The 22,348-nt window shown below is 52.0% G+C and carries 23 protein-coding genes; 14 read left to right on the top strand and 9 right to left on the bottom strand.

Annotation, left to right across the window (positions count from 1 at the left end):
• Nucleotides 1-70: 70 nt before the first annotated feature.
• A complete protein-coding gene (gene galU, locus EKN83_RS01200; RefSeq protein WP_126800180.1) occupies nucleotides 71-979 on the top strand; it encodes a UTP--glucose-1-phosphate uridylyltransferase GalU in 909 nt (302 codons plus the stop codon).
• A gap of 199 nt (nucleotides 980-1,178) precedes the next feature.
• Here galU and hns read toward each other — a convergent pair whose 3' ends face one another.
• Nucleotides 1,179-1,592 (bottom strand): histone-like nucleoid-structuring protein H-NS, encoded by a 414-nt coding sequence (hns, locus tag EKN83_RS01195; protein ID WP_008502781.1) that lies wholly within the window; start codon nucleotides 1,590-1,592, stop codon nucleotides 1,179-1,181.
• A 548-nt stretch (nucleotides 1,593-2,140) separates the two neighbouring features.
• On the opposite strand from hns, the gene tdk reads away from it, so the two are divergent.
• Nucleotides 2,141-2,755, top strand: coding sequence for a thymidine kinase (gene tdk / locus EKN83_RS01190; protein ID WP_025756552.1), 615 nt, complete (start codon nucleotides 2,141-2,143; stop codon nucleotides 2,753-2,755).
• 65 nt (nucleotides 2,756-2,820) lie between these two features.
• On the opposite strand, the gene adhE is transcribed toward tdk, so the two are convergent.
• A complete protein-coding gene (gene adhE / locus EKN83_RS01185) occupies nucleotides 2,821-5,499 on the bottom strand; it encodes a bifunctional acetaldehyde-CoA/alcohol dehydrogenase (protein WP_025756553.1) in 2,679 nt (892 codons plus the stop codon).
• A 478-nt stretch (nucleotides 5,500-5,977) separates the two neighbouring features.
• Here adhE and EKN83_RS01180 point away from each other — a divergent pair, with 478 nt between their 5' ends.
• The 7 genes from EKN83_RS01180 (at nucleotide 5,978) to EKN83_RS01150 (ending at nucleotide 13,866) form a co-directional block, all read left to right on the top strand.
• A complete protein-coding gene (locus EKN83_RS01180) occupies nucleotides 5,978-6,625 on the top strand; it encodes a YchE family NAAT transporter (RefSeq protein WP_008502784.1) in 648 nt (215 codons plus the stop codon).
• A gap of 771 nt (nucleotides 6,626-7,396) precedes the next feature.
• Nucleotides 7,397-9,028, top strand: coding sequence for an oligopeptide ABC transporter substrate-binding protein OppA (gene oppA, locus EKN83_RS01175; protein ID WP_126800179.1), 1,632 nt, complete (start codon nucleotides 7,397-7,399; stop codon nucleotides 9,026-9,028).
• 84 nt (nucleotides 9,029-9,112) lie between these two features.
• The gene (gene oppB, locus EKN83_RS01170) at nucleotides 9,113-10,033 is read left to right on the top strand and encodes an oligopeptide ABC transporter permease OppB (protein ID WP_008502786.1); all 921 of its coding nucleotides are present in this window, start codon (nucleotides 9,113-9,115) and stop codon (nucleotides 10,031-10,033) included.
• Nucleotides 10,034-10,047: 14 nt separating this feature from the next.
• A complete protein-coding gene (gene oppC, locus EKN83_RS01165; RefSeq protein WP_025756556.1) occupies nucleotides 10,048-10,956 on the top strand; it encodes an oligopeptide ABC transporter permease OppC in 909 nt (302 codons plus the stop codon).
• Between the two features lie 11 nt (nucleotides 10,957-10,967).
• Nucleotides 10,968-11,981 carry an ABC transporter ATP-binding protein gene (locus EKN83_RS01160; protein WP_025756557.1) on the top strand — a complete coding sequence of 338 codons (1,014 nt, stop codon included), beginning with the start codon at nucleotides 10,968-10,970 and terminating at the stop codon, nucleotides 11,979-11,981.
• A complete protein-coding gene (gene oppF, locus EKN83_RS01155) occupies nucleotides 11,978-12,982 on the top strand; it encodes a murein tripeptide/oligopeptide ABC transporter ATP-binding protein OppF (protein ID WP_025756558.1) in 1,005 nt (334 codons plus the stop codon). The genes EKN83_RS01160 and oppF overlap by 4 nt, the downstream gene beginning before the upstream one ends.
• Before the next feature lie 47 nt (nucleotides 12,983-13,029).
• On the top strand, nucleotides 13,030-13,866 hold the full coding sequence (locus EKN83_RS01150) for an ion transporter (protein ID WP_126800178.1): 837 nt from the start codon (nucleotides 13,030-13,032) through the stop codon (nucleotides 13,864-13,866).
• A gap of 31 nt (nucleotides 13,867-13,897) precedes the next feature.
• On the opposite strand, the gene EKN83_RS01145 is transcribed toward EKN83_RS01150, so the two are convergent.
• Both EKN83_RS01145 and cls read right to left on the bottom strand, forming a co-directional pair.
• Nucleotides 13,898-14,227: an HI1450 family dsDNA-mimic protein gene (locus EKN83_RS01145; RefSeq protein ID WP_025756560.1), complete on the bottom strand. Its 330-nt coding sequence runs from the start codon at nucleotides 14,225-14,227 to the stop codon at nucleotides 13,898-13,900.
• 33 nt (nucleotides 14,228-14,260) lie between these two features.
• A complete protein-coding gene (cls, locus tag EKN83_RS01140; protein ID WP_126800177.1) occupies nucleotides 14,261-15,721 on the bottom strand; it encodes a cardiolipin synthase in 1,461 nt (486 codons plus the stop codon).
• A 144-nt stretch (nucleotides 15,722-15,865) separates the two neighbouring features.
• Between cls and EKN83_RS01135 the strand changes: the two genes are divergently transcribed.
• From EKN83_RS01135 to EKN83_RS01125, 3 genes are all read left to right on the top strand, one after another.
• The gene (locus EKN83_RS01135) at nucleotides 15,866-16,039 is read left to right on the top strand and encodes a YciY family protein (protein WP_088244222.1); all 174 of its coding nucleotides are present in this window, start codon (nucleotides 15,866-15,868) and stop codon (nucleotides 16,037-16,039) included.
• Nucleotides 16,040-16,146: 107 nt separating this feature from the next.
• Nucleotides 16,147-16,782 (top strand): leucine efflux protein LeuE, encoded by a 636-nt coding sequence (leuE, locus tag EKN83_RS01130; protein ID WP_025756562.1) that lies wholly within the window; start codon nucleotides 16,147-16,149, stop codon nucleotides 16,780-16,782.
• 93 nt (nucleotides 16,783-16,875) lie between these two features.
• On the top strand, nucleotides 16,876-17,829 hold the full coding sequence (locus EKN83_RS01125; protein ID WP_126800176.1) for a helix-turn-helix domain-containing GNAT family N-acetyltransferase: 954 nt from the start codon (nucleotides 16,876-16,878) through the stop codon (nucleotides 17,827-17,829).
• 41 nt (nucleotides 17,830-17,870) lie between these two features.
• On the opposite strand, the gene EKN83_RS01120 is transcribed toward EKN83_RS01125, so the two are convergent.
• Nucleotides 17,871-18,167, bottom strand: a complete 297-nt coding sequence (locus EKN83_RS01120) for a YciI family protein (protein ID WP_025756564.1) — start codon at nucleotides 18,165-18,167, stop codon at nucleotides 17,871-17,873.
• A 220-nt stretch (nucleotides 18,168-18,387) separates the two neighbouring features.
• Here EKN83_RS01120 and tonB point away from each other — a divergent pair, with 220 nt between their 5' ends.
• Nucleotides 18,388-19,110 carry a TonB system transport protein TonB gene (gene tonB / locus EKN83_RS01115; protein WP_045285931.1) on the top strand — a complete coding sequence of 241 codons (723 nt, stop codon included), beginning with the start codon at nucleotides 18,388-18,390 and terminating at the stop codon, nucleotides 19,108-19,110.
• A 38-nt stretch (nucleotides 19,111-19,148) separates the two neighbouring features.
• On the opposite strand, the gene yciA is transcribed toward tonB, so the two are convergent.
• The 4 genes from yciA to EKN83_RS01095 all read right to left on the bottom strand — a co-directional run bounded on the left by yciA (nucleotide 19,149) and on the right by EKN83_RS01095 (nucleotide 21,418).
• Nucleotides 19,149-19,544 carry an acyl-CoA thioester hydrolase YciA gene (yciA, locus tag EKN83_RS01110; RefSeq protein WP_008502796.1) on the bottom strand — a complete coding sequence of 132 codons (396 nt, stop codon included), beginning with the start codon at nucleotides 19,542-19,544 and terminating at the stop codon, nucleotides 19,149-19,151.
• 104 nt (nucleotides 19,545-19,648) lie between these two features.
• Nucleotides 19,649-20,188 carry a septation protein A gene (locus EKN83_RS01105; protein WP_025756566.1) on the bottom strand — a complete coding sequence of 180 codons (540 nt, stop codon included), beginning with the start codon at nucleotides 20,186-20,188 and terminating at the stop codon, nucleotides 19,649-19,651.
• A gap of 56 nt (nucleotides 20,189-20,244) precedes the next feature.
• On the bottom strand, nucleotides 20,245-20,988 hold the full coding sequence (locus tag EKN83_RS01100; protein ID WP_025756567.1) for a YciC family protein: 744 nt from the start codon (nucleotides 20,986-20,988) through the stop codon (nucleotides 20,245-20,247).
• Between the two features lie 25 nt (nucleotides 20,989-21,013).
• Entirely contained in the window at nucleotides 21,014-21,418 is a 405-nt protein-coding gene (locus EKN83_RS01095; RefSeq protein WP_025756568.1) for a YkgJ family cysteine cluster protein, read from the bottom strand.
• Nucleotides 21,419-21,700: 282 nt separating this feature from the next.
• Here EKN83_RS01095 and ompW point away from each other — a divergent pair, with 282 nt between their 5' ends.
• Nucleotides 21,701-22,333, top strand: coding sequence for an outer membrane protein OmpW (gene ompW, locus EKN83_RS01090; protein WP_025756569.1), 633 nt, complete (start codon nucleotides 21,701-21,703; stop codon nucleotides 22,331-22,333).
• The last annotated feature ends 15 nt before the right edge of the window (nucleotides 22,334-22,348 follow it).

Raw genomic sequence — 22,348 nt, 5'->3', positions numbered from 1 at the left:
GAGACTGATATACTCAACGCGTTATTTATTGCATAAAAGTTCAAAACTTGAACAGCTCAGGAGAATTTGAATGGCTGCCCTAAATTCGAAAGTCAGAAAGGCCGTCATCCCGGTAGCGGGATTGGGGACCAGGATGTTACCAGCAACTAAGGCGATTCCTAAAGAGATGCTGCCTCTGGTTGATAAGCCATTAATCCAGTATGTCGTCAACGAATGTATCGCAGCCGGCATTACGGAAATTGTGCTGGTTACGCATTCATCAAAAAACTCTATCGAAAACCATTTCGATACAAGCTTTGAACTTGAAGCCATGCTGGAAAAACGTGTTAAGCGTCAGCTGTTAGAGGAAGTTCAGTCTATTTGTCCTCCGCACGTTACTATTATGCAGGTTCGTCAGGGGCTGGCGAAAGGTCTGGGCCACGCCGTCATGTGTGCACACCCTGTTGTGGGTGACGAGCCTGTGGCGGTGATTCTGCCAGACGTAATTCTGGATGAATACGAATCCGATCTCTCTCAGGATAACCTTGCTGAGATGATCAAACGTTTCGACGAAACAGGCAGCAGCCAGATCATGGTTGAGCCGGTGGAAGACGTGACGGCTTACGGTGTGGTTGACTGCAAAGGCGTTAACCTTGAGCCGGGTGAAAGTGTGCCAATGGTTGGCGTCGTAGAGAAGCCTAAAGCCGACGTAGCGCCTTCAAACCTGGCCGTAGTGGGTCGCTATGTCCTTAGCGCTGAAATCTGGCCTCTGCTGGCGAAAACGCCTCCAGGCGCGGGTGATGAGATCCAGCTGACCGATGCCATTGATATGCTGATCGAGAAAGAGACCGTTGAGGCTTACCATATGAAAGGTAAGAGCCATGACTGCGGTAATAAGCTCGGTTATATGCAGGCATTCGTGGAATATGGCATTCGCCACAATACCCTGGGTGAAGAATTTAAAACCTGGCTCAAAGAGAGCCTAGGTATTAAGAAATAAGCCATAGTGGTAAATGTTCAAAACCGGTGAGGCCTGGCCCACCGGTTTTTTTATGCCCATAACATCCAGAGACCAGCCGGGAGTAACTGCGGCGAAACAGGTGAATAACGCTTTATGACAGAGTGTAAGGGGATGTTTGCGACAAATTTTGGTTAAAAAAAATCCCGCATTATGCGGGATTTTTCTGAATGCGGCTTGATTAATCCTTGATCAGGAAGTCATCCAGCTGTTTACCTTGCTCATCCATGGCTTTCTTGATAACAGCAGGAGTACGACCCTGGCCAGTCCAGGTTTTAGTTTCGCCGTTCTCGTCAACATAGCTATATTTAGCAGGACGAGCAGCACGCTTAGCTTTAGTACCGGTTTTAGCTGCAGCCATGCTGTTCAGCAATTCATTTGGATCGATACCATCAGCAATCAGCATTTCACGATATTGCTGCAGTTTACGAGTACGTTCTTCGATTTCAGCAGCAGCAGCGCTTTCTTCTTCACGACGTTCATTAACTACAACTTCTAATTTTTCCAGCATTTCTTCAAGCGTTTCGAGGGTGCATTCTCTTGCCTGCGCACGAAGAGTACGGATGTTGTTCAGAATTTTAAGTGCTTCGCTCATTGTAGTAATCTCAAACTTATAATGGGGGGTGGTTTGTTGACCTAATAATAGAGCCATAAATTCAGATGTGCAATAGCCAGGAATGTAAGGAATTCAAAAAATACTAAATAATGCCGCTATTATTAATTACGCTAACTTAAATTTCATCGCCCGACAGTCTCGCTTGTTATCACGCAAACCAGCTTTACCCGGCCGCTCGCCTGTTTTTTTGTGACATTTACCGCAGGAATTATAGTTGCGGCGGAGAAATATCAGCCTTTCGTATTAGTTCCCGTCAGGGATGCTAAGACTGGAATAGTTAATAAATAGTGAATTTTAATGAACGATGATTCCACTATAAAAAGAAGTGTTATGTTTGGTTGAACTTATAACATATCAGCCATGCTGAATGGGTTTACCTCCTGTTTTAACGCACTATTTTCGTCAACCGTCGTTCCTGAAAACCGCCCTCGACCGCAGGGGCTGTGCGCCGCATCGCGGATGACCAGACAAAATATGGTACAATCAATCATCGGGAATATTACACATTGATTAGGGTTTTACGGCCAATGGCACAACTTTATTTCTACTATTCGGCAATGAATGCCGGGAAATCCACCGCGTTGCTGCAATCCTCATACAATTACCAGGAACGAGGAATGCGTACCGTTGTTTATACGGCGGAAATTGACGACCGCTTTGGAGCAGGGAAGGTAAGCTCCAGAATAGGGCTCTCGTCGCCTGCGAGACTGTTTAACCCCAAAACGGACCTGTATGAGGACATTCGCACAGCCCATGCCGCGCAGCCCATTCACTGCGTTCTGGTGGATGAGAGCCAGTTTCTGACGCGTGAACAGGTTCATGCGCTTTCAGAGGTGGTGGATGAACTCGATATTCCCGTGCTTTGTTACGGGCTGCGTACGGATTTCCGCGGTGAACTCTTTGCCGGGAGCCAGTATTTGCTCGCCTGGTCGGATAAACTCGTTGAACTGAAGACTATCTGTTTTTGCGGTCGTAAAGCCAGCATGGTGCTTCGTCTCGACCAGGCCGGGAAACCTTATGCAGATGGTGAGCAAGTGGTGATAGGCGGGAATGAACGATATGTATCGGTCTGCCGTAAGCACTATAAGGAAGCGCTGGCTGTAGGCTCGCTGACGGCGATTCAGCACGATAACAGAAAGTAACGTCGGCCTTATCATTCAGACATAAAAAAACCCGCCATAAAGGCGGGTTTTTCATCAGCAGTCAATTAAGCGCTTTTCTTCGCTTTCTTGTCAGCTTTAATGACAGGCGCTTCTGTTTTCACAGCGGCAACGTCACCTTCTTTAAACTCACGACCGTAGTAGGTATCCAGCAGGATCTGTTTCAGCTCGGAGATCAGTGGGTAGCGTGGGTTAGCACCGGTACACTGGTCATCGAATGCATCTTCAGACAGCTTATCTACGTGAGCGAGGAAGTCAGCTTCCTGCACGCCCGCTTCACGGATTGATTTAGGAATACCCAGTTCAGCTTTCAGGCTTTCCAGCCATGCCAGCAGTTTCTCGATCTTAGCGGCAGTACGGTCGCCCGGTGCGCTCAGACCCAGGTGGTCAGCGATTTCAGCATAACGACGACGAGCTTGCGGACGGTCGTACTGGCTGAAAGCAGTCTGCTTGGTTGGGTTGTCGTTCGCGTTATAACGAATAACGTTGCTGATCAACAGGGCGTTCGCCAGACCGTGAGGAATATGGAACTGTGAGCCCAGTTTGTGCGCCATTGAGTGGCAAACACCCAGGAAGGCGTTAGCAAACGCGATACCGGCGATGGTTGCGGCACTGTGGACACGTTCACGAGCAACCGGGTTTTTAGAGCCTTCGTTGTAAGACGCTGGCAGGTTTTCTTTCAGCAGTTTAAGTGCCTGCAGAGCCTGACCGTCAGAGAACTCAGATGCCAGCACTGAAACATAAGCTTCCAGGGCGTGAGTCACGGCATCCAGACCACCGAACGCACACAGTGACTTCGGCATATCCATGACCAGGTTCGCATCAACGATAGCCATATCTGGCGTCAGCGCGTAGTCAGCCAGTGGGTATTTCTGACCTGTTGCATCGTCGGTTACAACCGCAAATGGAGTGACTTCTGAACCGGTACCGGAAGTGGTCGTTACCGCGATCATCTTCGCTTTCACGCCCATTTTCGGGAACTTGTAGATACGTTTACGGATGTCCATAAAGCGCAGCGCCAGTTCTTCGAAGTGGGTTTCCGGATGCTCGTACATCACCCACATGATTTTCGCGGCGTCCATTGGGGAACCACCACCCAGTGCGATAATCACATCAGGCTTGAAGGAGTTAGCCAGTTCAGCACCTTTACGTACTACGCTCAGGGTTGGGTCAGCTTCAACTTCAAAGAACACTTCAGTTTCAACGCCAGCTGCTTTCAGCACAGAGGTGATCTGGTCAGCATAGCCGTTGTTGAACAGGAAACGGTCAGTCACGATGAGCGCACGTTTGTGGCCATCAGTAATCACTTCATCCAGCGCGATTGGCAGAGAGCCACGGCGGAAGTAGATAGATTTCGGAAGTTTGTGCCACAACATGTTTTCAGCTCGCTTAGCAACGGTTTTCTTGTTGATCAGGTGTTTTGGACCAACGTTTTCAGAGATGGAGTTACCACCCCAGGAACCACAACCCAGAGTCAGGGAAGGTGCGAGTTTGAAGTTGTAAAGGTCACCGATACCACCCTGAGAAGCAGGGGTGTTGATCAGGATACGCGCCGTTTTCATCATCTGGCCGAAGTGAGCCACACGTTCTGGCTGGTTATCCTGGTCGGTGTACAGGCAAGAAGTGTGACCGATACCGCCCATTGCAACCAGTTTCTCGGCTTTCTCTACCGCGTCTTCGAAATCTTTTGCACGGTACATGGCAAGCGTAGGAGACAGTTTTTCGTGTGCAAACGGCTCGCTTTCGTCGACAACTTTCACTTCACCGATCAGGATTTTGGTGGTTGCCGGCACAGTAAAGCCTGCCAGTTCAGCGATTTTATACGCTGGCTGACCGACGATAGCGGCGTTCAGCGCGCCATTTTTCAGGATGATGTCCTGAACCGCTTTCAGCTCTTTACCCTGCAGCAGGTAGCCGCCGTGGCTGGCGAAACGTTCGCGAACGGCATCGTACACGGAGTCTACAACGACCACAGACTGTTCAGATGCGCAGATCACGCCGTTATCGAAGGTTTTAGACATCAGTACAGACGCAACAGCACGCTTGATATCAGCAGTTTCGTCGATGACTACAGGCGTGTTACCCGCACCCACACCGATAGCCGGTTTACCGGAGCTGTATGCTGCTTTAACCATGCCAGGACCACCGGTCGCGAGGATCAGGTTAATGTCAGGGTGATGCATCAGCGCGTTAGACAGCTCAACAGAAGGTTGGTCGATCCAGCCAATCAGATCTTTTGGTGCGCCCGCAGCGATAGCAGCCTGCAGAACGATATCCGCAGCTTTGTTGGTCGCGTCTTTCGCACGTGGGTGTGGAGAGAAGATGATTGCGTTACGGGTCTTCAGGCTGATCAGCGATTTGAAGATGGCAGTAGAGGTTGGGTTGGTTGTCGGAACAATACCGCAAATGATGCCGATAGGTTCGGCGATAGTGATAGTACCGAAGGTGTCGTCTTCGGACAGCACGCCACAGGTTTTCTCATCTTTATAGGCGTTGTAGATATACTCAGAAGCGAAGTGGTTTTTAATCACTTTATCTTCAACGATACCCATGCCGGATTCGGCAACGGCCATTTTAGCGAGAGGGATTCGAGCATCTGCAGCAGCCAGTGCGGCCGCGCGGAAGATTTTATCAACCTGTTCTTGGGTGAAATTGGCATATTCACGCTGGGCTTTTTTAACGCGCTCGACGAGGGCGTTCAGTTCAGCGATATTAGTAACAGCCATAATGCTCTCCTGATAATGTTTAAACTCTTTTAGTAAACCAGCGCTCGATACGTCACACAGTATAGACAGAGCCGAAACCACTTGCGTAACTTAAAATAAAACAAAGAGTTACTTTCTGCACCAGCACACTAATTTACTAAAAGAGCCTTACCTTAGCATCATCCTTTTTTGGCAGGTGACCTCCCTGGGGGCGTAACCAAGATTACTCACTTCTGAGTACGAAAATCATGATCTGCGTCAATTTTCCCCCAAGCTGATACCTTTCAGCAGGGTTATTTCGTTGAGATTTTTCCAGTGTTAAATAATTACGTAAGTATTGGAAGCGGCGCTATCATTGATTATACAAATGTTTAACATCCTGAAATGATAACGTTTTGGTACAGATTTCAAGTGAAGTATGCTGATAAAAAAGGTATCTTCAGCGCGATTTCTCATGACAATTTGTCAGTCCCGGGCATCTGTATAAGCGGAGCAAAACGTGATCCAAACGCTCTTTGATTTTCCAACGTATTTTAAATTTTTTATTGGTTTGTTTGCCCTGGTCAACCCGGTGGGGATCATTCCTGTCTTCATTAGTATGACGAGTTACCAGACGGCGGCGGCCAGGAATAAAACCAACCTGACCGCTAACCTGTCAGTGGCGATCATATTGCTGACCTCCCTTTTTCTCGGGGACACGATTCTTCAGCTGTTCGGGATTTCGATTGATTCTTTCCGCATTGCGGGTGGGATCCTGGTGGTGACCATCGCCATGTCTATGATCAGCGGAAAACTGGGTGAGGATAAACAGAACAAACAGGAGAAGTCGGAAACCGCCATCAGAGAAAGCATTGGCGTGGTACCGCTGGCATTACCGCTGATGGCCGGTCCTGGTGCCATCAGTTCAACCATTGTCTGGGGCACGCGTTACCATAGCCTGATGCACCTGATTGGCTTTTCTGTCGCCATTGCCATTTTCGCGCTCTGCTGCTGGGGAGTATTCCGCATGGCCCCCTGGCTGGTGCGCCTGCTGGGGCAGACGGGCATCAACGTCATTACCCGTATCATGGGCCTGTTGTTGATGGCGTTAGGCATTGAATTCATCGTTACGGGGATTAAAAGCATTTTCCCCGGCCTGTTACACTAATATTTCGGATGAAAGAACGGGGCGACGGCTCCGTTTTTTTACGTGATTATCAGCAAATCATATAACTAAAGTTGAAATGCTCACATGTCATAATAAATTCTACTAATAATGTTCACTTCTTGTATTTCAATAAGTTATTAAACCCGCCTGACTTCCTCTGTGCAGAAAACCTGCGATCGCTCTGTTATTTTACTCACATGATACTCTGGGGCTTGCTGAGAGATAACCGAAATGATATTAGTAATTTCAACATTCCCTTAGAGGAATGTGCTAAATAATAACCAGTTGTTAAATTTTTGTACAAAACCACTCGTTGAGAGCGCAACGACGCGCTCGCAGAGAAAATTTTCTCTATCACATTGAATATCTGATGTTTTTAAGGGTGTTCAATGTCTGGCAGGGCTGCCCACAAAGATACGGTGTTCACCGTAAAAGAGAATTGCTTAACAAATTTGCAAAATGTATTGGCGCGCGTTTACGCCATTTGATACTTTCCGGCCTAATATTTTGCAGCATAAAACAACCAGATGAGAATTATTTTCATATTGTTCTCTTCTCAGATATCCAGCACGGGTCTCAAACAGGGGAGGCCTGTGAAGAATCGACGCAAGACGGCCATACGAGCGGTCAGTAATAAAAAAAGTCGGTGATAGCAAGCAGTAAAAGAAGAACCTGACAGCAGCAAAAAAAACTCCTGCGCTGTACAGGCCCCAACAGGGGATTACACAGCTGGCGAAGGCCAGTAATTATAATGAGTGGAGTACCAACACAATGTCCATCATCACAAAAAAAAATCTGGTAGCGGCGGGGATTTTAACTGCGCTAATCGCGGGCAACGCTGCAATGGCTGCGGACGTTCCTGCAGGTGTTCAACTGGCTGAGAAGCAGACGCTGGTGCGTAACAACGGTGCGGAAGTTCAGTCTCTTGACCCGCACAAAATTGAAGGTGTTCCTGAGTCTAACGTTAACCGCGACCTGTTCGAAGGTCTGCTGGTCACCGACGTAGACGGCCACCCGGCTCCGGGCGTGGCAGAAAAATGGGAAAACAAAGATTTCAAAGTCTGGACCTTCCATCTGCGTAAAGATGCGAAATGGTCTGACGGTACGCCGGTAACGGCGGAAGATTTCGTTTATAGCTGGCAGCGTCTGGCGAATCCAACGACCGCCTCTCCGTATGCGAGCTACTTGCAATATGGCCACATCGCCAATATTGATGACATCATCGCGGGCAAAAAACCGGTAACCGATCTGGGCGTAAAAGCGATTGATGCCAATACTTTTGAAGTGACGTTGAGCGAACCTGTTCCGTACTTCTATAAGCTGCTGGTTCACCCGTCCGTCTCCCCGGTACCAAAATCCGCTGTGGAAAAATTTGGTGAAAAATGGACCCAGCCTGCCAATATCGTGACCAACGGTGCGTATAAACTGAAAGACTGGGTGGTCAACGAACGTATGGTCCTGGAGCGTAACCCGCAGTACTGGGACAACGACAAAACCGTGATTAACCAGGTCACCTACCTGCCAATCTCTTCTGAAGTGACTGACGTAAACCGCTACCGCAGCGGCGAAATCGACATGACCTATAACAACATGCCGATTGAACTGTTCCAGAAATTGAAAAAAGAGATCCCGAAAGAAGTTCACGTCGATCCCTACCTGTGCACCTATTACTATGAGATCAATAACCAGAAAGCACCGTTCACCGACGTACGTGTCCGTACTGCGCTGAAGCTGGCACTGGATCGCGACATCATCGTGAACAAAGTGAAAAACCAGGGCGATCTGCCGGCATACAGCTACACCCCGCCATACACTGATGGCGCAAAACTGACCGAGCCAGACTGGTTCAAACAGACGCAGGAACAGCGTAACGCGGAAGCGAAGAAACTGCTGGCCGAAGCAGGCTACACCGCGGACAAACCGCTGACCTTCAGCCTGCTGTACAACACCTCCGATCTGCACAAAAAACTGGCTATCGCTGTCGCCTCGATCTGGAAAAAGAACCTGGGCGCAAACGTGAAGCTGGAGAACCAGGAGTGGAAAACCTTCCTCGACAGCCGTCATCAGGGCACCTTTGATGTGGCGCGTGCAGGCTGGTGTGCGGACTATAACGAGCCGACCTCTTTCCTGAACACCATGCTGAGCGACAGCTCAAACAACACCGCGCACTATAAGAGCCCGGCGTTTGACAAGCTGATTGCCGACACGCTGAAAACCACTGACGAAGCACAGCGTACTGAACTGTACTCTAAAGCTGAGCAGCAGCTGGATAAAGATTCCGCGATCGTTCCGGTTTACTACTACGTTAACGCCCGTCTGGTGAAACCGTGGGTAGGTGGCTACACCGGTAAAGACCCGATGGATAATATCTACGTTAAAAACTTGTATATTATCAAGCATTAATGGCAATGAGTGGGGCGAGCTTGCTCGCCCCACGGTGTCTAACCAACGTCACATTATATAGGCACACGCCAGAAGGTACGGGCAATGTTGAAATTTATCCTACGTCGCTGTCTTGAAGCGATTCCAACGTTATTTATTCTCATCACGATTTCCTTCTTCATGATGCGTCTTGCGCCGGGCAGTCCTTTTACCGGTGAACGTACGCTGCCGCCAGAAGTGATGGCGAATATCGAAGCGAAATACCACTTAAACGATCCTATCTCCACCCAGTACTTCAATTATCTGAAGCAACTGGCTCACGGTGATTTTGGACCGTCATTTAAATATAAAGACTATTCCGTTAACGACCTGGTGGCGTCCAGCTTCCCGGTTTCAGCTAAGCTGGGTGCGGCCGCATTTATTCTGGCTATCGTTTTCGGGGTCACTGCCGGCGTTATCGCCGCGCTCAGACAAAATACCAAATGGGATTATGCCGTAATGGGGGTGGCAATGACCGGGGTAGTAATACCCAGCTTCGTTGTAGCGCCATTACTGGTGATGATATTTGCCATTACGCTGAAGTGGCTGCCGGGCGGCGGCTGGAACGGCGGGGCATTAAAGTTCATGATTTTGCCAATGGTGGCCTTATCTCTGGCGTATATCGCCAGCATCGCGCGTATCACCCGTGGTTCGATGATCGAAGTGCTGCACTCAAACTTCATTCGCACCGCGCGCGCTAAAGGGCTGCCGATGCGCCGGATTATTTTCCGCCACGCGCTTAAACCGGCGCTGTTGCCAGTGCTCTCCTACATGGGACCGGCTTTTGTCGGGATCATCACCGGTTCAATGGTTATCGAAACGATCTACGGTCTGCCGGGGATTGGCCAGCTGTTCGTTAACGGCGCGCTCAACCGCGACTACTCGCTGGTGCTGAGCCTGACTATTCTCGTCGGTGCGCTGACCATCCTCTTTAACGCTATCGTCGATGTGCTGTACGCCGTCATCGATCCGAAAATCCGTTACTAACACTGGAGCACGCCATGATGTTGAGTAAGAAAAACAGCGAGGCGCTGGAAAACTTCAGTGAAAAACTGGAAGTAGAAGGTCGTAGCCTCTGGCAGGATGCGCGCCGTCGTTTTATGCACAACCGTGCTGCGGTTGCTAGCTTGATTGTTCTGGTGATCATCGCCCTGTTTGTGACCCTGGCGCCGATGCTGTCGCAATTTACCTATTTCGACACCGACTGGGGAATGATGTCCAGCGCGCCGGATATGGAATCTGGCCACTATTTTGGCACGGACTCTTCCGGTCGTGACCTGCTGGTACGCGTCGCCATCGGTGGCCGTATCTCGCTGATGGTGGGTATCGCGGCGGCGCTGGTGGCGGTGATCGTGGGGACGCTCTACGGCTCACTTTCCGGCTACCTTGGTGGCAAAGTGGACTCAGTAATGATGCGTCTGCTGGAAATTCTGAACTCCTTCCCGTTTATGTTCTTCGTGATCCTGCTGGTGACCTTCTTCGGCCAGAATATCCTGTTGATCTTCGTGGCCATCGGGATGGTGTCATGGCTGGATATGGCGCGAATTGTTCGCGGCCAGACGCTGAGCCTTAAACGCAAAGAATTCATCGAAGCTGCACAGGTGGGTGGCGTATCGACCGGAAATATCGTGGTTCGCCATATCGTTCCTAACGTGCTGGGTGTGGTGGTGGTCTATGCCTCACTGCTGGTGCCAAGCATGATCCTGTTTGAATCCTTCCTGAGCTTCCTCGGTCTGGGTACGCAAGAGCCGCTGAGTAGCTGGGGTGCGCTGCTGAGTGACGGGGCAAACTCAATGGAAGTTTCACCGTGGCTGCTGTTGTATCCGGCTGGCTTCCTGGTCGTTACCCTGTTTTGTTTTAACTTTATCGGCGATGGCCTGCGTGATGCCCTCGACCCGAAAGACCGTTAAGGAGCGCCGTGATGACAATAATTGAAACGGCAACAGCGCCACAGGCGCAACAGCGCAGCGACCTTCTGCTGGATGTCAAAGATCTCCGCGTCACCTTTAAGACGCCGGACGGGGATGTGACCGCCGTAAACGATCTCAACTTCAACCTGCGTGCCGGTGAAACGCTGGGCATCGTGGGCGAATCGGGCTCCGGGAAATCGCAAACGGCCTTCGCGCTGATGGGACTGCTGGCGGCTAACGGGGTGATTGGCGGTTCCGCCAGGTTCAACGGCCGTGAGATCCTCAACCTGCCAGAGCATGAGCTGAACAAGCTGCGTGCTGAGCAGATTTCGATGATTTTCCAGGATCCGATGACCTCGCTTAACCCGTACATGCGCGTGGGTGAGCAGCTGATGGAAGTGCTGATGCTGCACAAAGGCCTGAGCAAAGCCGAAGCCTTTGAAGAGTCCGTTAAAATGCTCGATGCGGTAAAAATGCCGGAAGCGCGTAAGCGTATGCGCATGTTCCCGCATGAGTTCTCTGGCGGTATGCGCCAGCGTGTGATGATTGCGATGGCGCTGCTGTGTCGGCCAAAACTGCTGATTGCTGATGAACCAACCACTGCGCTGGACGTGACCGTACAGGCGCAAATCATGACTCTGTTAAACGAGCTGAAGCGTGAGTTCAACACGGCGATTATCATGATCACCCACGATCTGGGGGTAGTGGCGGGCATCTGTGACAAGGTGCTGGTTATGTATGCCGGTCGTACCATGGAATATGGCAAAGCGCGCGATGTCTTCTATCACCCCGCGCATCCGTACTCGATTGGCCTGTTGAATGCGGTTCCGCGCCTCGATGCGGAAGGGGAATCCCTGCTGACCATTCCGGGCAACCCGCCGAACCTGCTGCGTCTGCCGAAAGGCTGTCCATTCCAGCCGCGTTGTCCGCACGCGATGGAGATCTGCAACAGCGCGCCGCCGCTGGAAGAGTTTGCACCAGGCCGTCTGCGCGCCTGCTTTAAGCCGCAGGAGGAGCTGGTATGAACGCATTAGATGAAAAACGCAACGTGCTGCTCGAAATCGCCGATCTTAAAGTGCATTTCGACATCAAAGATGGCAAACAGTGGTTCTGGCAGCCGCCTAAGACCCTGAAAGCGGTGGACGGTGTTACGCTTCGTCTGTATGAAGGGGAAACCCTGGGCGTGGTGGGCGAGTCTGGCTGCGGCAAATCGACCTTCGCGCGTGCCATTATCGGTCTAGTGAAAGCGACCGGCGGTAAAGTGGCGTGGCTGGGCAAAGATCTGCTGGGCATGAAACCCGACGAGTGGCGCGACGTGCGCAGCGATATCCAGATGATTTTCCAGGATCCGCTGGCGTCATTAAACCCGCGTATGACCATCGGTGAAATCATTGCCGAGCCACTGCGCACCTATCACCCGAAGATGCCGCGCCAGGAAGTCCGCGATCGTGTTAAAGCGATGATGATGAAGGTGGGGCTGTTGCCCAACCTCATCAACCGTTATCCGCACGAGTTCTCCGGCGGCCAGTGCCAGCGTATTGGTATTGCGCGTGCGCTGATCCTTGAGCCGAAACTGATCATCTGCGATGAGCCGGTTTCCGCGCTGGACGTGTCCATTCAGGCGCAGGTTGTAAACTTGCTGCAGAAGCTGCAGCGCGAAATGGGGCTGTCGCTGATCTTCATTGCGCACGACCTGGCCGTGGTGAAACACATCTCTGACCGCGTGCTGGTGATGTATCTGGGTCATGCCGTGGAGCTGGGCACCTACGATGAGGTGTACCATAATCCGCTGCACCCCTACACCAAAGCGCTGATGTCGGCAGTGCCGATCCCCGATCCCGACCTGGAAAAGAATAAAACGATTCAGCTTCTGGAAGGGGAATTACCTTCACCGATCAACCCACCGTCGGGCTGCGTGTTCCGTACACGGTGCCCAATGGCCGGGCCGGAATGCGCCAAAACGCGACCGGTTCTGGAAGGCAGTTTCCGACATGCGGTTTCCTGCCTGAAAGTAGACCCGTTATAATCGCAAGGGCTGACAAGATGTCAGCCCTTATTTTTTGCGAGGTCACTGTGTCGCGTATATTCACGTCAGCCCGTCGGCGGCTCTATCATTTATTATTCGATCCTGAAACGCTGTCCGGACGACGCGTCGAAGGGCTCTGCGGATTATTTGCGCTCCTTAGCGTGATTGTCATCTTTATAGAGTCAGGTGCCGGAACGCAATATCACCTGACGTTTGACGAATGGCATATCTTTGTCTGGCTTGAACTGATAATAACCCTGGTCTTTACCGCGGAATATCTTCTCAGAGTGATTGCCTGGCCCAACCCGGCCCGATATGTTTTCAGCTTTTGGGGATTTATCGATTTAGCCACAATTCTGCCTCTCTATGTAATGTGGCTGTGGCCGGAAATCAGCCTGAGCTATGTCTTTGCCTGGCGCGCGATGCGCGTTATTCGGGTATTACGCATCCTGAAATTATTGCGTTTTATGCCGTCTCTGCACATATTCTGGAGCGCAATCGTCAGCGCCCGCCATCAGCTTATTCTCTTCTACTCGTTTATTGCCATCGTCATGATTGTTTTCGGCGCGCTGATGTACTTGATAGAAGGGCCTAAATATGGTTTCACGACGCTCAACGCTTCTGTCTACTGGGCAATTGTTACCGTCACGACGGTGGGGTATGGGGATATCACACCGCATACGCCGCTGGGACGTATTGTCGCATCGGTACTGATACTGATTGGTTATTCGGTGATTGCCATTCCAACAGGGCTGATTACCACGCACATGAGCAGTGCTTTTCAGACCCGCAAGCAGCAGCGTAAGTGTCCGCGCTGCCACCAGGCGGAACATGAGCTTAACGCCCGGTTCTGCAACCGGTGCGGAAGTGAATTAGCGGATTAAATAAAAAAGGCTGCAATCGCAGCCTTTTTTATTATTCACGCCAGAGAATATGGCACAGCTTGTGGTTTTTTTCGCGACACAGCAGGACGCGGGCGAAGATATCGTTAATTTCGCCGCCGTCTTCATCGGCCAGTCCAATCACCACTTCAGCAAAGAAGTCCGGATTGAGGTCGAAATCCACATGCTCGGCCCAGTCTTCAGCAGGATCGAACAACTCGGCGCCGCCGCGCTCTTCGAACTGCAGATTAAAGAGGATCACGTCCGCGGGATCGAGATTATCAACCGCCAGTTCGAGAAAAATGTCATAGGCCTGCTCGAGCGTTTCGTCTTCGGTCAGGCGATTGTTCAGATCCATTTCCATGATGACTACCTGTTTAACATCGTTGGGCACGTTTTACAGCAACGGACTAAAGAAGTAAAACAGTCGTTCGGCAATTCTCTGCCACAGCGGACGTTTTACCCACAGTCTGGCATCCAGCAGGCGGGAGCGGGAGATATAATCATCCTGCACCGCCGCGAGGTCGCCGCCAAAGCCGGCATCATCAATCACCAGCGTGATTTCAAAGTTTAGCCACAGGCTGCGCATATCCAGGTTCACCGTTCCCACCAGGCTCAGTTCGCCGTCAACCAGCACGCTCTTGGTATGCAGCAACCCGCCCTCAAACTGGTATATTTTTACCCCTGCAGCCAGCAGTTCGCTAAAGAAGGCGCGACTGGCCCAGCCCACCAGCAGCGAGTCATTTTTGCGCGGCAAAATGATGCTCACATCCACACCGCGCTGCGCTGCGGTACAGATCGCGTGCAGGAGATCGTCGCTGGGGACAAAGTAGGGCGTGGTCATGATCAGGTATTCACGCGCGGAGTACGTAGCCGTCAGCAGCGCCTGATGGATCAAATCTTCCGGGAAGCCCGGGCCAGAGGCAATGGTATGAATGGTGTGACCGCTGGCCTCTTCGAACGGCATGATATTGCCGTCGGGCGGCGGCGGCAGGATACGTTTACCGGTCTCGATCTCCCAGTCACAGGAGTAGACGATGCCCATCGAGGTGGCAATCGGCCCCTCCATGCGCGCCATCAAATCCACCCACTGGCCCACGCCCGAGTCCTGTTTGAAGAAACGGGGGTCAACCATGTTCATGCTGCCGGTATAGGCAATATAGTTATCGATCATGACCATCTTGCGGTGCTGGCGGAGATCCATCCGGCGCAGAAACACACGCAGCAGATTGACCTTCAGCGCCTCAACTACCTCGATGCCGGCATTACGCATCATGCCTGCCCAGGGGCTACGGAAGAAGGCCACGCTGCCCGCGGAGTCGAGCATCAGGCGGCAGTGAATACCGCGTCGCGCGGCGGCCATTAGCGATTCTGCCACCTGGCCGGCCATGCCGCCGGGTTGCCAGATATAAAACACCATCTCAATATTGTGCCGGGCCAGCTGGATATCGCGGATCAGCGCCTGCATGACATCATCGGAGGAGGTCAGCAGCTGGAGCTGGTTGCCTTTTACGCCGCCAATCCCCTGACGTCGCTCGCACAGCTTAAACAGCGAGGAGGCTACGCTGCTGTTCTCCTCGGCAAAGATGTGTTTGCAGGCTTTAAGGTCATGGAGCCACTTCGCGGTCGAAGGCCACATGGCGCGGGCCCGCTCGGCGCGGCGTTTCCCCAGATGAAGCTCACCGAAAGAGAGATAGGCAATAATTCCTACCAGCGGCAGGATGTAGATTATCAGAAGCCAGGCCATGGCAGAGGGTACGGCTCTGCGCTTCATCAGGATGCGTAATGTCACACCCGCGATTAACAGCCAGTATCCCAGAATGACCAGCCAACTCACCACGGTGTAGAAGGTTGTCATGAGTGAAAAAATCCTTTTGAAAGCGTATTGTTATGAGTGTACGCATCAGGAATCATCTGGCAAATAAAAACGCCAGCTAAAAGCGCTGGTTTGCTGTGGGGTTGGGTTTATAATGGCCTTTCTTTTAGAGAAAGAGTTGTAGACATGAAGCGCAGTAGAACAGAAGTAGGGCGCTGGCGCATGTTGCGACAGGTGAGTCGTCGCAAGGCTCGTTGGCTGGAAGCACAATCCCGCCGCAATATGCGTATTCACGCCATCAGGAAATGTGGAATGACCCGGCACCGCAACGCGTTGTTGTTCGCCGTCCAGGATTTCTGAGAACCATGAGGGCACCGTAATGGTGCCCACTGTTTTTATAGCGTCTTATTTTTGGAATAGCGTATTTGCAGCGCTGTTCCTGTTGGGTTTAGCAAAAGGAGGGAGAAGTGTTTGCGGAGTTTGGTGTACTGAATTTCTGGACGTACGTGGTCGGCGCATTTTTTATCGTGCTGGTGCCAGGGCCCAATACCCTGTTTGTACTTAAAACCGGGATTGGTCACGGCGTGAAAAAAGGTTATCTTGCCGCGACAGGGGTATTTATCGGTGATGCGGTACTGATGTTTCTGGCCTGGGCGGGCGTTGCTGCTTTAATTCAGACTACCCCGGTGCTGTTTAATATCGTGCGTTATCTCGGCGCGTTTTATCTGCTGTGGCTGGGCGGCAAAATGCTCTGGTCGGTGGTGAACCGTCAGAACAACGCGCACGAGAGCGGCCCCGAGCCTGCCAGTATGATCATGAAGCGCGCGCTGGTATTAAGCCTGACGAATCCAAAAGCGATTCTGTTCTACGTCTCGTTCTTCGTTCAGTTCATTGACGTGAATGCGAAAAACACCGGAACCTCTTTCCTGATCCTCGCGACCACGCTTGAGTTGATTAGCTTTATCTATATGAGCTTCCTGATCTTCTCCGGCGCGTTTGTCACGCGTTATCTGAAAACCAAAAAGAAACTGGCAAAGCTGGGCAATGGCCTGATCGGGCTGCTGTTTGTCGGGTTTGCGGCGAGGCTGGCGTCGCTGCATTGATGGTTTGAAAGGCTCCTGCGGGAGCCTTTTTAATGTCATTGACAACCCCTCATCATTTAGTTGTATAGTACAACTAAATGATGAGGGCATACTATGCACAGCGAAACCCCCGTAGTCAGCGTTATCCGTCGTTCCTCGCGTCTGATGGTGCGAGAGTTGGGCTTTATGGCTTCCACCCTGGCCTCAACCCCTTATTCGCCCTCGGCCGTTCACACGCTCGTCGAAATCGCCTTGCGCAAAGAGATGACCGCAGGTCAACTGGTGCAGCTGCTGGGGCTGGAAAAATCCAGCGTCAGCCGGATGCTGGCTCGCCTGATTGCCGCGGGTGAACTTGAAGAGGTGGTGTCCGCTGATGATGCCAGATCAAAATGCCTCAGGCTGACGGCGAAAGGCCACGACACGGTCCATAAAATTAATACCTTCAGCAACGCGCGCGTTGTATCAGCGATAAAATCCCTGCAGCCCGCTCAGCAAGAAACCATCTCCCGGGGATTGTCCCTGTACGCCAACGCGCTGCTGGCGTGTCGGGAGGAGGGCGTTGCTATGCCCCCTGATGAGCTTAAGATCGTGCAGGGCTACCTTCCCGGCATGATTGGCCGCATCGCAGAGATGCACGGATGCTATTACGCGCGCGAGCATCATTTCGGCCGCTTCTTTGAGGCTAAAGTGGCCTCCGGTCTGGCAGAGTTTAGTGGCCGGCTGGATAAACCCTGTAACCAGGTCTGGCTGGCGGTGATGAACGACAGGATTGTCGGGTCAGTGGCAATCGATGGTGAGGATTTAGAACAGGGCGCAGCCCACCTGCGCTGGTTTATTATCGACGACGGCTGTCGGGGCCATGGCGCTGGAAAAAAATTACTCACCGAAGCGATGCGTTTTTGCGACGACGTCGGGTTTTCAGCCGTACATCTCTGGACATTCAATGAGCTGACCACCGCCCGGCGCCTGTATGAATCGTTTGGTTTTACGCTGGTTAAAGAGTGGGAAGGCGACCAGTGGGGCAGCCTCATAACGGAGCAGCAGTTTACGCGACGACGGGACGCGTAGCCGCCATGATAAAAAAGGCTCCTTTCGGAGCCGATTTCGTCTCAGAACACTTTCTTATACGGGCGAACCGTCACTTTCGCATACACACCCGCGGCAACGTACGGGTCTGCATCAGCCCAGGCCTGAGCGGCTTCCTGGGATTCAAACTCAGCAATGACCGTGGAACCCGAAAAACCGGCGGCGCCCGGGTCGTTGCTGTCTACCGCAGGCATGGGGCCCGCGGTCAGTAAGCGGCCCTCATCCTGGAGCAACTGCAAACGTGCCAGATGAGCAGGGCGTACAGACTGACGTTTATCGAGGGAATCAGCAACATCTTCAGAGTAAATCACGTAAAACACGGCGAAGCTCCTTAACCGGTAAAAGTGTCAGTTACGTTATGTGAAAGGGCAAACGACTGCAATGTAAAATAAAAACAATGTTAATGCCCTGATCTGAATGCGCCTTTTTTCGCCTCTCTTACGCTAAAGTTGCGCCAGGACAAAGTGTCTTATTGAATATGATTGCTATTTGCATTTAAAATCAGGGTTCGGTTTTTTAACGTTGATGACTATGACTTCGATGACCCTTGATTTACCTCGCCGCTTTCCCTGGCCGACGCTGCTTTCTGTCGTGATTCACGGTGCTGTTGTGGCGGGTTTGCTCTATACCTCGGTTCATCAGGTTATTGAAATGCCCGCGCCCGCGCAGCCGATCTCGGTGACGATGGTATCGCCTGCGGATCTCGAACCCCCGCAGGTTGCACCGCCGCCGCCACAGCCGGTTGCAGAACCGGAGCCAGAACCCGAGCCTGTTCCGGAACCACCGAAGGAAGCGCCGGTGGTGATCCACAAACCTGAACCAAAACCGAAACCTAAGCCGAAGCCCAAACCGGTGAAGAAGGTCGAGGAGCGTCCGAAACGCGAAGAGCGTCCGGTTGAACCACGCGCAACCCAGCCGGTAGAAAATGCAGCCCCTTCACGTCCGGTGATGAACAATACGGCAACGACCACCAAACCAACGGTCGCCGCGCCAGCGGGCCCGCGAGCCGTGAGCCGCAGTCAACCGCAGTATCCGCCTCGCGCCAGGATGTTGCGTATTGAAGGCCGCGTGCGGGTAAAATTTGACGTCACGGCGGATGGGCGCGTTGATAACGTGGAGATCCTGTCAGCGCAGCCTTCGAATATGTTTGAGCGCGACGTGAAAGCGGCAATGCGCAAATGGCGTTATGAGCCAGGCAAACCGGGTAGTGGGTTGGTCATTAATATTGTTTTCCGCCTGAACGGCGGGGCACAGATGGAATAAAAAAAGCCTCCGCAAGGAGGCTTTTTTTTGCCGGTGGTTCAGGCCTGCGGAAGCTGGCGAGGTTTACCTTCGCTGTCGACAGCCACATAAATAAACAGCGCTTCTGTCGCTTTATAACGCTGTCCAATCGGCTCAGAAGAGACTTTCTTCACCCAGACTTCGATGTTAATGGAAATAGAGGTATTGCCGCGTTTTACGCAGCGCGCGTAGCAGCACACCACATCACCCACCGCCACCGGGCGCAGGAAGGTCATGCCGTCTACTCTCACGGTTACCACACGCCCGTGGGCGATCTCTTTTGCCAGAATTGCGCCGCCCATATCCATCTGCGACATCAGCCAGCCGCCAAAAATATCGCCATTGGCATTGGTGTCAGCGGGCATTGCCAGTGTGCGTAAAACCAGTTCGCCCTGAGGGGCGTTAGTTGTTGTCATTGTTTTAACTCGTAACGGAAGACTTCAGGCGGGATGCTACTATGATTTCACAGCGGTGAGAATAGACCAGAACGCCTGTTGCAGACGTTCTGGTCAGTCATTAATCAGTGCTTGTCGTCCTGGGGCATATGGCGATAGATATATACACCGCTTAGCAGCGTAAAGATAAGCGTCAGCGCGGTCAGGCCGAAGACCTTAAAGTTGACCCAGATATTCTGCGGCAGCCAGAAAGCGATATAGATATTGGCGAGACCGCAGAGAATAAAGAACACCGCCCAGGCAATATTCAGACGCGACCAGACCTCCTGAGGCAGCGTCAGCTCTTTGCCCAGCATGCGCTGGATCAGCGGCTTTTTCATTACCCACTGGCTGATTAACAGTGCACCCGCAAACAGCGCGTAAATCACGGTCACTTTCCACTTAATAAATTCATCATTGTGGAAGAACAGCGTAAGCCCGCCGAATACGGCGACCAGAACAAACGTCACCAGCGCCATCTTTTCGACTTTACGATAGCGAACCCAGCTGTAAATCAGGACAACAGCGGTCGCAACGATCAGCGCAGTGGTCGCGGCATAAATGTCGTACAGCTTATAAAAAGCAAAAAAGACCACGAGCGGTAAAAAATCAAGAAACTGCTTCATTCTGTGATTCCATTTTCTGAGCGGGGCGGGAGGCCTGGGTGCCCCCCGCCTCAGGATTACTGGCGAATTAACATATACAGGCGGAACAGGTAGACCAGCAGTACCGCTGAAATCAAATTGCTCAGCGTATTCGCCACTACCGCACCCACATTTGGCGTTAATACCGCAAAGTTCGGTGCAAACAGTAACAGGAGCGTTTTGGCCAGCAGCCAGCCGACTACAGCAGGCGCTACCAGACGCATATTAGCCCATGCGAGACGGATGCTGCTGCGCATCGCGGTAAAAATACCCATTTTATCCTGCACAATCATCACAGGCGCAAAGGAGAGCACGATAGCCAGTAACACACCCGGCACCACCACCAGCATGATCCCCATTTGCACCAGCAGGGTGGTTAAAAAGATCAGGATAAACAGTTTAGGTAACACCGGGGCGCTGGCACCAATCGCCCGTAAGGCGCTAACCCGATGACCTGCCGACACCAGCTGAATCAACAGCAACACGCCGCCGGCCAGAATGGCGTTACCAATCAGGCCGGAGAACGTAGATGCGGCAGACGCGCGCAGCAGAATTTGTTGCTGCTCCGGCGTCATGTTTTGCACCAGTTCAAACAGCCCCACGCTTCCCGCCAGATGGTCGCCCTGGCTCAGACTGGCAATCTGTTCGTCACTCGGTGAGAACGCATGACCCAGCACCACCGTGATAAAGGCGCATAACAACGCGATCAGTAAAAAGGTTATGAACTGATTGCGGAAAAAGTTTCCCGTGTCACGGTAGACAGACTTCGCCGTGATAGACATGCACTCTCCTTGAGTATTGCAGGTGTTAATTAGCCGGCAATTGTACACCGGATGCGCCTGCTGTGGCAGCATCAAGGCTTGTATGGAAAAGCATATCTTTGTAAAGCGGCGGTAATCCAACGCGCGCCCGGGCGCGATTACAGGCTTCGTTAACCTGTCCCTCTTCACCCGACATCGCAAACTCGCGGCACGGGCTGGGGCGATTTTCATAGATGGTACATCGGGTCGAGACCCCAGGTTCACCCTCCAGCGCCACACAGCGGGCCTGCTTTTGGTTCGTGCCGCTCATGCAGCGCAGAAAGGGGGTTAACGGTTCAGTGAGATGAACCGGAACGGTACCGCCGCCATCGCTGGCCTCGGCCCAGTAGAAAGAGACTCGAAAATACGCACAACAGGCTCCGCACGTCATGCACGGGTTGATATCACTCATGGCACACCTGCAAAAGAAGAACGCATCAAATCAATTTGTGAGAGCGCTAAATTATCCAGCCGCCAGAGGAAGAGCAAGAGGGGGAAAAGAGAAAATTTTGTAACCGTGAAATGCCAAAAATTGACATGGAAACAACTTATCGGTTTTTAGTGCGTAACAAAAAATTAATCCAGATCAATGAATGTTAAGTTACTGGTTTTTATGTGATCTGGGGCAGATCACTTATTACTCTTTTGTGAGTATATTCTCATCCGCGATTAAAACCACAACGATGGAGCGGATATGAAAAAATTAGCGGTGGCAGCCCTTGTATTAAGCAGTCTCTCTGGTGGCGCGTACGCGCATGAAGCAGGCGAATTCTTTATTCGTGCCGGTTCGGCCACGGTTCGCCCAACCGAAGGTTCGGATAACGTGCTGGGAATGGGCGGTTTTAACGTCAGTAATAACACCCAGTTAGGTTTAACCTTTACCTGGATGGCGACGGATAACATTGGTGTTGAGCTTCTTGCCGCAACGCCTTTCCGTCATCGCGTGGGCCTTGGGCCAACCGGTGATATCGCCACGGTGCACCATCTGCCGCCAACGCTGATGGCACAGTGGTACTTTGGTGATGCCAGCAGCAAGGTGCGTCCGTATATTGGTGCGGGTGTGAACTACACCACGTTCTTTGATGAGAAATTTAACGATACCGGAAAAGACGCCGGTCTGACTGATCTTAGCCTGAAAGATTCGTGGGGGATGGCGGGACAGGTCGGGCTGGATTATCTGATTAACCGCGACTGGTTAATTAACGCCTCCGTCTGGTATATGGATATCGATACCGATGTACGCTTCAAAGCGGGCGGTCAGCAGCAAAGCATCAGCACGCGTCTGGATCCGTGGGTATTTATGTTCTCTGCGGGTTATCGCTTCTAGTCCCTTCTGTTCAAT

The organism is Enterobacter sp. WCHEn090032, from assembly GCF_003986875.1.
Lineage (GTDB): Bacteria > Pseudomonadota > Gammaproteobacteria > Enterobacterales > Enterobacteriaceae > Enterobacter > Enterobacter sichuanensis.
This window is presented reverse-complemented; position numbering and strand designations above follow the sequence as displayed.

Bases quoted from the DNA above. Each gene is read 5' to 3' on its own strand.
- oppF (WP_025756558.1), top strand. From the start codon at position 11,978: ATGAACGCATTAGATGAAAAACGCAACGTGCTGCTCGAAATCGCCGAT.
- oppC (WP_025756556.1), top strand. From the start codon at position 10,048: ATGATGTTGAGTAAGAAAAACAGCGAGGCGCTGGAAAACTTCAGTGAA.
- tdk (WP_025756552.1), top strand. From the start codon at position 2,141: ATGGCACAACTTTATTTCTACTATTCGGCAATGAATGCCGGGAAATCC.
- tonB (WP_045285931.1), top strand. From the start codon at position 18,388: ATGACCCTTGATTTACCTCGCCGCTTTCCCTGGCCGACGCTGCTTTCT.
- EKN83_RS01095 (WP_025756568.1), bottom strand. From the start codon at position 21,418: ATGAGTGATATCAACCCGTGCATGACGTGCGGAGCCTGTTGTGCGTAT.
- EKN83_RS01160 (WP_025756557.1), top strand. From the start codon at position 10,968: ATGACAATAATTGAAACGGCAACAGCGCCACAGGCGCAACAGCGCAGC.
- EKN83_RS01125 (WP_126800176.1), top strand. From the start codon at position 16,876: ATGCACAGCGAAACCCCCGTAGTCAGCGTTATCCGTCGTTCCTCGCGT.
- yciA (WP_008502796.1), bottom strand. From the start codon at position 19,544: ATGACAACAACTAACGCCCCTCAGGGCGAACTGGTTTTACGCACACTG.
- oppA (WP_126800179.1), top strand. From the start codon at position 7,397: ATGTCCATCATCACAAAAAAAAATCTGGTAGCGGCGGGGATTTTAACT.
- EKN83_RS01105 (WP_025756566.1), bottom strand. From the start codon at position 20,188: ATGAAGCAGTTTCTTGATTTTTTACCGCTCGTGGTCTTTTTTGCTTTT.
- ompW (WP_025756569.1), top strand. From the start codon at position 21,701: ATGAAAAAATTAGCGGTGGCAGCCCTTGTATTAAGCAGTCTCTCTGGT.
- cls (WP_126800177.1), bottom strand. From the start codon at position 15,721: ATGACAACCTTCTACACCGTGGTGAGTTGGCTGGTCATTCTGGGATAC.
- adhE (WP_025756553.1), bottom strand. From the start codon at position 5,499: ATGGCTGTTACTAATATCGCTGAACTGAACGCCCTCGTCGAGCGCGTT.
- hns (WP_008502781.1), bottom strand. From the start codon at position 1,592: ATGAGCGAAGCACTTAAAATTCTGAACAACATCCGTACTCTTCGTGCG.
- EKN83_RS01145 (WP_025756560.1), bottom strand. From the start codon at position 14,227: ATGGAAATGGATCTGAACAATCGCCTGACCGAAGACGAAACGCTCGAG.
- galU (WP_126800180.1), top strand. From the start codon at position 71: ATGGCTGCCCTAAATTCGAAAGTCAGAAAGGCCGTCATCCCGGTAGCG.
- EKN83_RS01100 (WP_025756567.1), bottom strand. From the start codon at position 20,988: ATGTCTATCACGGCGAAGTCTGTCTACCGTGACACGGGAAACTTTTTC.
- EKN83_RS01135 (WP_088244222.1), top strand. From the start codon at position 15,866: ATGAAGCGCAGTAGAACAGAAGTAGGGCGCTGGCGCATGTTGCGACAG.
- oppB (WP_008502786.1), top strand. From the start codon at position 9,113: ATGTTGAAATTTATCCTACGTCGCTGTCTTGAAGCGATTCCAACGTTA.